Below are 12,309 nucleotides of genomic sequence, written 5' to 3'. Positions count from 1 at the left end.
CCCCGCGTTGCAACAAGGTCTTGATCCGGTGCCGTCATCGACGCATGTCTTTTGACGGAAGGAGAAATCATGCCTGACGGCGAAGATCCCATACGCATCGATATCGTGCGTGACCTCGGCAGTGTCGCGCGCGAGGAATGGGACGCCTGCGCCGGGCCCGACAATCCCTTCGTCAGCCATGACTTCCTGTATTCCCTGGAGGAGAGCCGTTCCGCCTGCGCCGACGAGGGTTGGCTGCCGCAGCACTTGATCATCCAGAATGACAACGGCCGTCTGCTCGGCGCGGTGCCGCTTTATCTGAAGGGGCACAGCCAGGGAGAATACGTTTTCGACTATGGCTGGGCGCACGCCTATGAACGCGCGGGCGGGCAGTATTATCCAAAACTGCTTTCCGCCGTACCCTTCACACCGGTGACCGGCCCGCGCCTGATGGTACGGCCCGACGCCGATGACACTGGACTGCGCAGCGCCCTGATCGCCGGTTTGCTGGAGGTGACGCGGCAGCACGGCGTCTCCTCGCTGCATGTGAACTTCGCGACCGAGACGGATGCCGCCGCGTTGGAGGATGCAGGATTTCTGATCCGGCACGGCCAGCAGTATCATTGGCACAATCAGGACTACGGCAGTTTCGACGATTTCCTGGAAACGCTCAGCAGCCGGAAGCGGAAGAATATCCGGAAGGAACGTCAGAAAGCAGTCGAAAGCGGCTTGCGGATCGAACGCCTGACCGGCGACGACCTGCAACACCACCATTGGGATGCCTTCTACCTGTTCTACCAGCAGACCTATGACCGGAAATGGGGACATCCCTATCTGACCCGCACCTTCTTCCGCCTGCTGCAGGAGAGGATGCGCGACCGCGTTTTGCTGATCCTGGTCTACGATGGCGACACGCCGGTGGCGGGCGCCTTGAACCTGATCGGCACGGAATGCCTGTTCGGGCGCAACTGGGGATCGGACGGCCGCTATCCCTTCCTGCATTTCGAGGCCTGTTACTATCAGGCCATCGACTTCGCGATCGAACGCGGCCTGGCGCGCGTCGAAGCGGGCACACAAGGGGAACACAAGGTACAGCGCGGCTATCTGCCGGTTCGGACCTATTCCGCGCATCACATCGTCGATCCGGGATTCCGGGACGCGGTCGAACGTTTTTTGGTGGCGGAACGCGACGAGGTTTCCCATGTGATGGAGTATCTGGACGATCATTCGCCTTATCGGAAGGGTTCCTGACGCCCCGCCTTAAGCATTAGTCGTTTGGATGGCGCGCACGCTTTTGGAGGGGCGGCGTGCGGTACGTGGACACTTGTCGAGGCAGGCGATAGGCTGCCCGAAACGATCTTGCGGACCCAATAACCTCCGGCATGGAAATGACCAACCCAACCCCCAGGAATCTCACGCTCGACCAGGCCCTGGCCGAAGCCGAAGCACGTTTTGTCGCACGCAACCCGCGCAGCATGGAACGGCACAAGGACGCCCGTCAGTGGATGCCCGGCGGCAATACGCGCACGGTCCTTCATTTCGATCCTGCCCCGCTGACCATGACGCTGGCGGACGGCTGCATGCTGGAAGACCTGGACGGTCATCGGTATGTGGATTTCCTGGGCGAATATTCCGCCGGGCTCTACGGCCATACGAACCAGACGATCCGTGAAGCGGTGATTGCCGCCATGGAACAGGGCACGGTACTGGGTGCGCCAAACCGTTACGAAGCGGGACTGGCGCAGGAATTGGTGCAACGCTTCCCCGGCATCGACCTGATCCGCTTCTGCAATTCGGGCTCGGAAGCGAATTTGATGACCTTCGCGGTTGCCCGTGCCGTGACCGCCCGGAACAAGTTCCTGGCCTTCAGGGGCGGCTATCACGGCGGCTTCCTGTTGATGGACGGGGAACATGGCGAGTTGAACGCGCCCTACGACGTCGAACTGCTCGACTACAACGACACGGCCGGGGCGGTCGAGGCGATCCGGCGCATCGGCAAGGACCTGGCCGCGGTCACCCTGGAACCGATGATGGGAAGCGGCGGGTGCATTCCCGCCGACCAGGACTTCCTGGAAGCCATCCGGAAAGAGACCGAGGCCGTAGGTGCCCTGCTGATCTTCGACGAAGTCATTACCTCGCGCCTGTCCGAAGGCGGATTGCAGAAAGCAACCGGCGTCATCCCGGACCTGACGGCGCTTGGCAAGTATCTGGGCGGCGGCCTGACCTTCGGCGCCTTCGGCGGACGGCGCGATATCATGGAGCATTTCGATCCGTCACGGCCCGGCGGTTATCTGCATGCGGGCACCTTCAACAACAATGTGCTGACCATGGCCGCCGGTCTGACCGGACTGACGCAGGTTTATACCTGCAAGGTGGCAAAAACGCTCAACGCGGCTGGAGAAGACCTACGCCGGCGCATCAACGTATTGTTCAAACGGATCGGCATGAAGGCCCAGGTCACCGGCCGAGGGTCGCTGATGTGCATCCATTTCACCGATGACCCGATCAAGCGGCCGGCCGACGCCAAGAAGGCGGATCCGTTGATCAAGCGCCTGTTCTACATGGAAATGCTGGAACGCGGGCAGTACATGGCAACCCGATGCATGATCACCCTATCGCTTCCCATGGGCCATCCGGAATATGACGGGCTGGTCCGCGCGATCGAGGATTTCTGCGTCGACAACGGCCCACTGCTGCGTGAATTGGGTTACATCCGGGACTGACGCCCAACACGCGCGGCGTCGTCTCTCACTTGCCCCATATTGCGTATGGGCCGCGAAAGCCTATATTCCGCGCCATGAACGACCTAGGTTTCGATAAACGCCCACAGGATACCCGCATCGTCGTCGCGATGTCGGGCGGTGTGGATTCTTCCGTGACGGCCGCCCTGTTGAAGGAACGCGGCTATGACGTCGTGGGGGTCACGCTGCAGTTGTACGACCACGGCGCGGCGGTTTCCCGCAAAGGCGCCTGCTGCGCCGGGCAGGATATTCACGACGCCCGCAACGTGGCCGCGGAGATCGGCATTCCGCACTATGTGCTGGATTACGAAAGCAAGTTTCGGGAAAGCGTGATCGACGATTTCGTCGACGCCTATACCCGGGGCGAAACCCCGATCCCCTGTGTCCGCTGCAATCAGACGGTCAAATTCCGCGACCTCTTGGGTACCGCCCGGGACTTGGGCGCGGAAGCGCTGGCGACCGGGCACTATGTCCGCCGGGACGTCGCCGAGGGTCGGGCACGCTTGAAGGCCGCCGTCGACGCCTCCAAGGACCAGAGTTATTTCCTCTTCGCCACGACGCAGGAACAGTTGGACTTTCTGCGTTTTCCCCTGGGCGGTAACGACAAGACCGAGACCCGCCGGCTGGCGGAGCGCTTCAATCTGCCGGTCGCGGACAAGCCGGACAGCCAGGACATCTGCTTCGTGCCGAACGGATCCTATGCCAGCGTCGTCACCAAGTTCCGTCCCGATGCCGGCAAACCCGGTGATATCGTCCATCTGGACGGCACCGTGCTGGGCCGTCACGACGGGGTCGTGAATTATACAATCGGCCAGCGCCGGGGCCTCGGCATCGGCGGCCGCAATCAGGACGGTACGACGGCGGGCGACAACGACCCGCTCTATGTCGTCCGCATCGACCCGGAAACGAACCGCGTTCTGGTCGGGCCGCGCGAGGCATTGGCGGTCGACGAAATTCGCCTGACGGCGGTGAACTGGCTGGGCGATACGAAACTGACCGAGGCACCGCGGCCGGTGAAGGTGAAGATCCGCAATACCATGGCGCCCGTCTCCGCCAGCGTGCGGGCGGATGCTTTAGGCGACGTCATTGTCCGGTTCGACGAACCGCAATACGGCGTCTCCGCCGGACAGGCCTGCGTCTTCTATGACGGTGACACGGTGCTGGGCGGCGGCTGGATCCAGCGGCAGGACATGGCGGCAGCGGCCTGAAGGTCAGGCGTCGCCGCGGTCCCTATCCGGTTGATAGATCACGACCAGGGCAGTGGCTTCGCCATCGATCGCCCGCCCCCGATGCCGGATTGACGCATCGAAATAGGCACAGTCACCCGCGGACAGGATATTGCTCTTCCCGTCCACTTCGAAATCCACCATGCCGCTCAGGATGAAGATCATCTCCTCCCCGCCGTGGGAAAAGCTGACGTCGTCCCGGAACTCTTCCGGAAAGGTGAAGACGAAAGGCTCCATGCTTTTGTGCCCTCGTTTGTGGGCCACGCTCTCATAGGCATATCCGAAGGCCGATCCACCCCGTGCGACGGGACGCCGTTCATGCGCGCGCACGATGGAGACGCTATCGCTTCCGGCTTCGTCTTCTTCCTCGTCGCGCAGAAAATACGCGATCTCGGCGTTCAGTGCCGAGGAGATGCGCGACAGCGTTTCGATCGGCGGGACTTTTTTCCCATTCTCGATCTTGGAGAGATACCCTTTCGTGAATCCGGTCTGGGAGGCGAGGTCGTCCAGCGTCACGCCGCGTGCCTTACGCAGATCGCGCAGCCGCCGGCTGATCAGTCGCTCTATGTTGGCCTCGCTCATACCTTCCCTACCCGTCCGTCGATCCGCCCCAAGCATATACAGGATTCACCGTGCTTCCATACCTTGGGAAAAAATGTTTCCCAAAGGGAAACCATGTTGACTCACGCGAAAAAAGGTTTACCGTCAGATATGGGAAACATGGTTTCCTATTAGAAACGGAGGAACGCACAATGACCGCGAAACGCAAACCGAAGATCGAGCCCACCATCGGGGGCTCCGTCTATGTCGACCCCAAGGCGATCGACTGGCAACCCAGCCAGTTCGAAGGGATTCAAATCAAGGTGCTGTATCAGAATAAGGAAGAAGGCGAGATGACCTGTCTTCTCAAATGGCAGCCGGGCGCGACGCTGCCCTTCCACAAGCACCCGGAAATCGAACAATCCTTCGTGCTTGAAGGGTCTTTCTACGATCACGACGGTATTTGCCGCGCCGGCGAATATGTCTGGCGGCAGCCCGGCTCGTTCCATGAAACCCACACCGACGAGGGCTGCACTATTCTGGCGATCTATCGGAAACCGAACGTGTTTCAGAACACCGCAGGATTCTATGCCGACCCGGCGGCCAAAGGTTTCGAGAACTGACACGTCGCGCCGGGGACGGCTGCTGTCCCCGGCCGCTTACCAAGGAAAAGAATGAATGTACGGAATCCTGATTTACGATGGTGTCGAGCCCGTCGATATCGGTGCGACGGTCGGCGTCCTGTCGATGGCCCGGCGGATCGCGCCGGAACTGCACTATGTGACCGTTGCCAAGTCGGCGGGAGAGATCACCTGTGCCAACGGCTTGAAAGTGGTGGCGGACCATGGATTGGACGACGCACCGGCACTGACCGACCTGATCGTCACCGGCGGGCCGGGTTGGTCGGATGCGGCAAAGGACCAGAAAATTCTCGAATTTCTACGCATGACGAATGTCCGGCTGACCTCTATCTGCACCGGGGCCATGATTCTGGCGGCGGCGGGTCGTCTGGCCGGCAAGACCGTGACCACCAAGCATGAAGTCTTTCCGGGCGAGATGCCTCCCTCGGAGTTACTGGAAGAGTGCCGGGATGTCCGTCGAGCCACCTTGGTGGACGACCATGGCATCGTCACGGGGGGTGGGGTCACCCTGGGCTTCGACACCATGTTCTTCTGCCTTGCCCGCAGCCATGGCGAGGAAGTCGCCCATGAAACCGCCCGCGTGATGGAATACTCACGGGCCCTAGCCGCGAACCGGCTGGACTTGGGCTATCACACGGTCAATTCGGCGGAAACTGCATCCGCGGCTTAGAAGCGCGTATCCCGGGTCGGCCTGATTGCTGCCGCTTTCACGGTCAGTAATCCCGGCCGGGTCGCGATTTGTAGGTCGGCAGGGACAGACCTTTCCATATGCCCAAAGCCCGCAAACCGAACCCCAGGACGATCCCGGCGGCGGCGGCATGGATCACCGGAACGCCGACCGCGATCAAGACGATATGGGCGGCCGCGGCCAGCGCGGCACAGGTGACGTAGACCTCCTTGCGCAGGATCAGCGGGGTTTCGTTGCACACCACGTCACGGATCAGGCCGCCGAAGGTCGCCGTCATCATCCCCATGACGATGGAGACCAGCATGCCGGCCCCCTCCAACCTGGCCAGTTCGGCCCCCATGACACCGTAGATCGCGACGCCGATGGCGTCGGCCCAGAGCAGATAGGGATAGCGCCGGTCGACGATATGTGCGGTGAAGAAGACGATCACCGCAATGGCGAGACAGATCACCATCGGGGTCGGATCGACGGTCCAGAAAACGGCCCGGTCGAGCAGAACATCACGGAGCGTCCCGCCGCCGATCCCCGTCAGACAGGCGATCAATCCGAAGCCGACGATATCCATTTCCTTCCGGCTGGCGACAAGCGCGCCCGAGACCGCAAAAACGGCGACGGCGACCCAGTCGATCGCGGTAACGAAGGGATGCATGGCGTTGGTCCCGTGATTTGCGCAAAGCTGCGTATCGCTACTGCGTCAGGAAAGGCGGCGCAATACGGGGATTCCGTACGACACAGGCGCTTGACAGACCGAGTGGACGAAAATAAACAACGGCTCTCGCAAACAGCGGGGTTGCCTGTGGCGACGGCGGATTAGCTCAGTGGTTAGAGCAGAGGAATCATAATCCTTGTGTCCGGGGTTCAAATCCCTGATCCGCCACCACTGCCCTCCTTGTCCGACCCGGACATATGGGTAACAGAACGTACCTAAGACATAGGTAACACACTCGAGCCGAACGGTGTGTCGATTGTTTGCAGGGTTCTCTGTTCCAGATCGATATATCCCAGATCGTAATGCATGAAGGTGACGAGCCAGATTCCGTCATCGACTTCCTTGAGACCGACCTTCTGACCGGCCATGACGGTTGAGAGGTTGATTTTCTTTCGTTGCATGCAGATGCGCCCACATGAAGTGACCATCAAGGCCTTGTCGTGGAACGGGTAGTCGAGTTCCTGGAGGCCTTCGTATCTCCGCATTGAGGGTCTGTAGACCTCGGCGGGGGTCTTCATGCCGAGAGCCTCATGGGGCCGTTCTTCATTGAACTCCTTAACGAAGTCGTCGAAGCGGGCCTGCTGCTGCAGGCTGTTGCGGCCGGCGGGATGGGTTGTTTCCTTCTTCAGCGTCAGGTGCATGCGCTCATGCCTGCCGTTCTGCTGTGGATGACCGGGTTTGATCCGTTCGATGGCGATGCCCAGTCGCAACCACCAGACCGATAGTTTCGAGAGATTGTAGAGGCCGTTGGGACTGGCGAAGGGAACACCGTTGTCGGACCTGATCGCACCCGGCAGTCCGCGCTCCCTGAACAGTTGCAGGAAGGCCTCGATGACACCGTCCTGGCGGTTGCTGTCAAAGGCCTCGACGGCGAGCAGATAGCGCGAGGCCTGGTCGGTGACGGTGAGCGGGTAACAGTATTGCCGGTTGCCGAGCCGGAACTCTCCCTTGAAGTCGGTGCACCACAGCGCATTCGGCGCCAGGGCTTCCGACAGGGCCGTTCCCTGCGCCTTCTGCCGCCGTCGCTGCTTCGCGCGCTTCACCAGACCACGCCGATCGAGCACGGCATGGACGGTGCTCTTGGCGGGAATGCGCATGTCGCCCGCGAGCTTGCGGACCAGCAGCTCGCGGATCTTCCGGGCGCCCCAATGCGGCTTCTCCCTCTTGCTTGCGACGATCAGCCGTTCGACCGGCTCCGGCAGCTGATTGGCGTACCGCACCGGCCGCCGAGATCGGTCCGACAGCGCCTCCAGGCCCTCGTCCCGGTAACGATTGAAGATCTTGTAGCCGGTCTTCCGCGAAATCCCGAACTCACGACACACATCGCTCATTCCTTCGCCATCGAGTAGACGGGCAACAAACCGTAAACGTTCTTCCATAACCGAACATTCCTTCCACGGCATCCACACCTCCCGGCCTCGAAAAAGCCGAAAAGTGTAACCAATGTGTCCGGTACGAAATGTCACCTATGTCTCGGGTCGGGCACCGGTCCATTCAACCCATGCGTTGCGTCTCCCTGACAACATCGTCCGGATGCGTTGAGCGCGTGATTGTTTCATGCGCATTAATCCGCAGAATGGTTGCGATACGACAAAAACACGTTGGAAGGAGAGATGGCGGTCACAAAGGACAGTCTGACGGAGAAAGAGCTCTCCCTGTTGGCGTTTTGGGATTCCCGCCGAGGCAACCGGGCCATGCCGAAACGGTCCGATTTTCTCCCCGAAGATCTCTTTCCCTGGATGAGTTTCCTACATCTTCTCGAGCCCATCGATAACGGCCGAGACTTCCGCTATGCCGTTTTCACGACTCGGACCCTTCTTGGTAAGGATGTCGACCTAAACGGCAAGTTCGTCAGCGATTGGGATGACGTTCGTGTCGGATATGCCATGCGCCTTTACGGCACCGTGATGGAAACGGCCCGACCCGTATACAGCATTCAGCCAGAACGTCATGAGGAGGATTGGTTCGTCTATTCGAGGCTCTGTTTGCCTCTGGGGTCCACAGGCGGGATCACACATATCGTCGCAATGCTGACAGCGCGAGAAGAAGAACTGAAGGAGCAGATACCGCCGACGGCTATCGAGTTCTAAAGCTGCGGGGGACATATTGGTGCCGATCTGAATAACCGGAAAATTCACCGCGTTCGTGTAACAAAACGCGAACCAAGAGTTTCCGGTCCGGTATGGCACTTTTGTGTCGGATCGGACATTCCATAATACCGGGCCCAAGAAGACGGCTCCTTGCCAGTAACAAGCTCGCCAAATCCGAGAGTCCCAATCCTTTTCCACTGAAAGTGCGGCATTCCTATACCTTTTGCGGAGCAAAACTGACCTGATATATTGATAATAGTTTAGACGATCTGGGTGCTCTAAGGTTCCGCCACAGCGCTCGGCAGGAGAAGCGCAGAACACCAGAGAGGAAATACCATGGATCGCCGTCAAGCTTTGAAGACCGTGGCCGTAGCCGCCGCTGCCGCTTCGGTTTTTCCTAAACCCGCCATCAGCCAAGGACTGCGCCAGCTACGCATGGCGACGACGTGGCCCAAGAACCTTCCCGGCCAGGGAACCAGCGCCGAGCGCATGGCCCAGAACATCGGAAAGTGGTCGGAAGGCAAGATCACCATGCGCGTTTATGGCGCCGGTGAACTCGTGCCCGCCTTCGAGGCCTATGACGCCGCCGGATCGGGCGTGTGCGAAATGTATCACGGCGCCGACTATTACTGGCAGGGCAAGTCGAAGGCGTTGAACTTCTACTCGACCGTGCCTTTCGGCCTTACCGGTACCGAGACCAACGCTTGGCTGATGTCTGGTGGTCAGGAATTGTGGGACGAGGTCGCGGCGCAGTTTAACGTCAAGTCCTTCGCGGCGTCGAACACCGGCGTGCAGATGGCCGGTTGGTTCAACAAGGAAATCAACGCTCCGGACGACTTCAAGGGCCTCACCATGCGGATGCCCGGCCTCGGCGGCGAAGTCATCAGCCAGTTGGGCGCCACCGCCGTCACCTTGCCGGCCGGTGAAATCTTCCAAGCGCTGCAATCCGGCACGATCGACGCCACCGAGTTCGTCGGTCCCTGGAATGATCTGACCCTCGGGTTTTATCAGGTCGCGAAATACTACTACTGGCCGGGTATCCACGAGCCGGCCACGGTCGCTTCCTGCGGCATCAATCTCGATGTCTGGAACGATATGTCGGACTGGGAGAAGTCGATCATCGAGGCAGCTGCGCGCTACGAAAACGACATGCTCACGACCGAGTTCGACGTGAACAACGTCCGTGCGCTCGATCAGCTCATCAACGAGCACAATGTCCAATTGAAACGCATGCCGGACGAGGTCATTTCGCTCATGCGTGAAGCGGCCAAGGACGTTGTGGCGACCGCGGGCAACACCGATCCGCTGACCAAGAAGGTCTACGACCACTGGAGCGCCTTCCGTGACAAAGCGTCGGCATGGACCAAAATTTCCGTCCAGGGTTACGTGAACGCCCGTACCCTTTAATAACATTGCGGGGTCCGGATCCGGACCCCGCACACTTTTTGTCCGGAACAAACGAACCGTGCATATACTGCTCGCCCTTTCGCGACTGATAGACCTAGCGAGCTATCGAATTGGTCGCGCCGTTTCGTGGCTCGCACTGACGATGGTGCTGCTGCAATTTCTTGTCGTCGTCCTGCGCTATGTGTTCGGCACGGGCGAGATCTGGTTGCAGGAAGCCATCATCTACCAGCACGCGCTCGTGTTCATGCTGGGCGCCAGCTACACGCTCCTCAAGGACGGTCACGTTCGCGTCGATATTCTCTATACGAACAGATCGCCACGGGCCAAAGCCGCCATAAACATGCTCGGCGCGCTGCTGCTGCTGATCCCGGTTACGGGCCTGATCCTATGGGTGGCTTACCCTTATGTCGCGCGTTCCTGGGCCGTTCTCGAAGGTTCCCGGGAGACTAGCGGTATCCCGGGCGTATTTCTGTTGAAGACGGTAATTCTCGTTTTCGCACTCATGATGTTTTTGCAGGGGCTGTCGACGATCATCCGATCCTTGGCCTTTCTACGCGGCCTGGAATTGCCGCCCCTGCCGTACCGGGACGACGAAGCCGCGGACCGGGTGGAGGTCTGAGCCGTGGTGACTCTGACGACGGAAATTCTAGCCGTATTAATGTTCGTTGCGCTCTTCGGAGTGTTGCTCTCCGGCTACCCGGTTGCTTTCGCGATCGCCGGCACGGGGTTTGGTTTCGCATTGTTGGCGACGGCGCTGGGCGCGTTCGATGTTTCCTATCTCGGCGGGTTCCCCCAGCGCATCTACGGCACGATGACCAACGACATCCTGCTGGCCGTGCCGCTCTTCGTGTTCATGGGCGTCATGTTGGAACGCTCGCGGGTGGCGGAATCGCTCTTGGAGAGCATGGGCCGTCTATTTGGCTCGCTCAGAGGCGGACTCGGCATCTCGGTCACGGTCGTGGGTGCCCTGTTGGCCGCGTCCACGGGGATCGTCGGCGCCACCGTCGTCACGATGGGACTTCTGTCTCTGCCGACAATGATGCGCCGGGGTTACGACGCCAAGCTCGCGACCGGCACGATCTGTGCCGCCGGTACCCTCGGCCAGATCATTCCACCCTCGATCGTCCTCGTGCTGCTCGGCGATGTGATGGCCTCGGCCTACGCCAAGTCCCAGCTGGATCGCGGCATTTTCGCCCCCGACACAGTCTCGGTGGGCGAACTCTTCGCGGGAGCCCTGCTGCCGGGGCTGCTGCTGGTGGGTCTATACATCCTCTATCAGGTGGCGGTCGCGATCATCAATCCGAAGGCCTCACCAGCCGTGCCAATGGAGGAACTGAAGACTGACGGCGGCCCTCCCGTCTGGAAAACGCTTCTGAACGCCTTGGTGCCGCCGGTCCTGCTGATCGTGGCCGTGCTCGGGTCGATCCTTGCCGGGATAGCAACCCCCACGGAAAGCGCGGCCGTCGGCGCCATCGGGGCTACCATGCTTGCGGGCCTGCGCCTTTCCAAGCGGAGCCCCTGGCCGATCTACGCCGCGGCCGCGAGCCTTTTGTGTCTTCTTCTGATTACGCAGCAGTTCGATCTACGGGTGGCCCGCGATGCCATCGAAACCGGCAACCAGGTGGCCATCTACCTCGCCTTCGTCCTGACGCTCATCCTGATCTGGGGTATCGCGGTCGGGCTTTGGCGCGCGCATATCGCCGGGGTACTCGGGTCGGTCGTACGCAGCACGATGGAAATCTCGTCCGTCGTCTTTGCCATCGTCATCGGCGCCCAATTGTTCTCGCTGGTCTTCGTGGGCCTGCACGGCGATGAGATGGTGCATGCGATCTTGGCTGATCTGCCCGGCGGCGTCTTCGGCGCGGTGGTGATCGTCATGCTCGTCATGTTCGTTCTGGGGTTCTTCCTGGAATTCGTCGAAATCACCCTGATCGTCGTTCCGTTGGTCGCGCCGGTTCTGCTGTCCATGGGCCTCGACCCGGTCTGGCTTGGGGTCTTGATCGCGATGAACCTGCAGACGAGTTTCCTCACGCCTCCATTCGGCTTCGCGCTGTTCTATCTGCGTGGCGTCGCACCTTCGACCGTGAAAACCATGGACATCTATCGCGGGATTGTCCCCTTCGTCATAATCCAACTATTGGCCCTGGCTTTGCTCGGCCTCTTTCCCGAGATTACGACCTGGTTGCCCGCTCAAATTTTCGGCTAGAACCTCTTGACTATGAGTTACCTGCGCTGGCCCGCCGCGATACCGAAGCGGCCGCAATGGACGTTCCTGCGGCCTCTTCGGA

Annotated in this window: 12 protein-coding genes and 1 tRNA gene; 10 read left to right on the top strand and 3 right to left on the bottom strand. The window is 60.4% G+C overall.

Annotated elements, in window-relative coordinates; genetic code table 11:
• Positions 1–69: 69 nt before the first annotated feature.
• The 3 genes from ACQK2G_RS04020 to mnmA all read left to right on the top strand — a co-directional run bounded on the left by ACQK2G_RS04020 (position 70) and on the right by mnmA (position 3,928).
• Entirely contained in the window at positions 70–1,230 is a 1,161-nt protein-coding gene (locus ACQK2G_RS04020; protein WP_425403734.1) for a GNAT family N-acetyltransferase, read from the top strand.
• 137 nt (positions 1,231–1,367) lie between these two features.
• On the top strand, positions 1,368–2,702 hold the full coding sequence (locus ACQK2G_RS04015; RefSeq protein WP_425403733.1) for an aspartate aminotransferase family protein: 1,335 nt from the start codon (positions 1,368–1,370) through the stop codon (positions 2,700–2,702).
• Positions 2,703–2,776: 74 nt separating this feature from the next.
• Entirely contained in the window at positions 2,777–3,928 is a 1,152-nt protein-coding gene (gene mnmA / locus ACQK2G_RS04010; RefSeq protein ID WP_425403732.1) for a tRNA 2-thiouridine(34) synthase MnmA, read from the top strand.
• 3 nt (positions 3,929–3,931) lie between these two features.
• On the opposite strand, the gene ACQK2G_RS04005 is transcribed toward mnmA, so the two are convergent.
• A complete protein-coding gene (locus ACQK2G_RS04005; RefSeq protein ID WP_425403731.1) occupies positions 3,932–4,528 on the bottom strand; it encodes a helix-turn-helix domain-containing protein in 597 nt (198 codons plus the stop codon).
• Positions 4,529–4,578: 50 nt separating this feature from the next.
• On the opposite strand from ACQK2G_RS04005, the gene ACQK2G_RS04000 reads away from it, so the two are divergent.
• Together ACQK2G_RS04000 and ACQK2G_RS03995 are read left to right on the top strand one after the other, a co-directional pair.
• A complete protein-coding gene (locus tag ACQK2G_RS04000) occupies positions 4,579–5,109 on the top strand; it encodes a cupin domain-containing protein (protein WP_425403730.1) in 531 nt (176 codons plus the stop codon).
• A gap of 55 nt (positions 5,110–5,164) precedes the next feature.
• A complete protein-coding gene (locus ACQK2G_RS03995; RefSeq protein ID WP_425403729.1) occupies positions 5,165–5,797 on the top strand; it encodes a DJ-1/PfpI family protein in 633 nt (210 codons plus the stop codon).
• A gap of 43 nt (positions 5,798–5,840) precedes the next feature.
• On the opposite strand, the gene ACQK2G_RS03990 is transcribed toward ACQK2G_RS03995, so the two are convergent.
• Positions 5,841–6,464, bottom strand: coding sequence for a trimeric intracellular cation channel family protein (locus tag ACQK2G_RS03990; RefSeq protein ID WP_425403728.1), 624 nt, complete (start codon positions 6,462–6,464; stop codon positions 5,841–5,843).
• A gap of 155 nt (positions 6,465–6,619) precedes the next feature.
• On the opposite strand from ACQK2G_RS03990, the gene ACQK2G_RS03985 reads away from it, so the two are divergent.
• Positions 6,620–6,695, top strand: a tRNA-Met gene (locus ACQK2G_RS03985).
• 44 nt (positions 6,696–6,739) lie between these two features.
• Here the strand turns inward: ACQK2G_RS03985 and ACQK2G_RS03980 are convergent.
• Positions 6,740–7,903 (bottom strand): IS481 family transposase, encoded by a 1,164-nt coding sequence (locus ACQK2G_RS03980; RefSeq protein WP_425403727.1) that lies wholly within the window; start codon positions 7,901–7,903, stop codon positions 6,740–6,742.
• 234 nt (positions 7,904–8,137) lie between these two features.
• Here ACQK2G_RS03980 and ACQK2G_RS03975 point away from each other — a divergent pair, with 234 nt between their 5' ends.
• From ACQK2G_RS03975 to ACQK2G_RS03960, 4 genes are all read left to right on the top strand, one after another.
• Positions 8,138–8,614 carry a PAS domain-containing protein gene (locus ACQK2G_RS03975; RefSeq protein WP_425403726.1) on the top strand — a complete coding sequence of 159 codons (477 nt, stop codon included), beginning with the start codon at positions 8,138–8,140 and terminating at the stop codon, positions 8,612–8,614.
• 336 nt (positions 8,615–8,950) lie between these two features.
• Positions 8,951–10,021, top strand: coding sequence for a TRAP transporter substrate-binding protein (locus ACQK2G_RS03970; protein ID WP_425403725.1), 1,071 nt, complete (start codon positions 8,951–8,953; stop codon positions 10,019–10,021).
• Positions 10,022–10,079: 58 nt separating this feature from the next.
• Entirely contained in the window at positions 10,080–10,640 is a 561-nt protein-coding gene (locus ACQK2G_RS03965; RefSeq protein WP_425403724.1) for a TRAP transporter small permease subunit, read from the top strand.
• A 39-nt stretch (positions 10,641–10,679) separates the two neighbouring features.
• Positions 10,680–12,227 carry a TRAP transporter large permease gene (locus ACQK2G_RS03960; RefSeq protein WP_425407609.1) on the top strand — a complete coding sequence of 516 codons (1,548 nt, stop codon included), beginning with the start codon at positions 10,680–10,682 and terminating at the stop codon, positions 12,225–12,227.
• The last annotated feature ends 82 nt before the right edge of the window (positions 12,228–12,309 follow it).

Origin of the sequence: Hwanghaeella sp., assembly GCF_965227365.1 — a bacterium.
GTDB lineage: Bacteria > Pseudomonadota > Alphaproteobacteria > UBA8366 > Aestuariispiraceae > Hwanghaeella.
The sequence above is the reverse complement of the archived record's forward strand: the minus strand, read 5'-3'. Positions and strand labels throughout refer to the sequence as shown.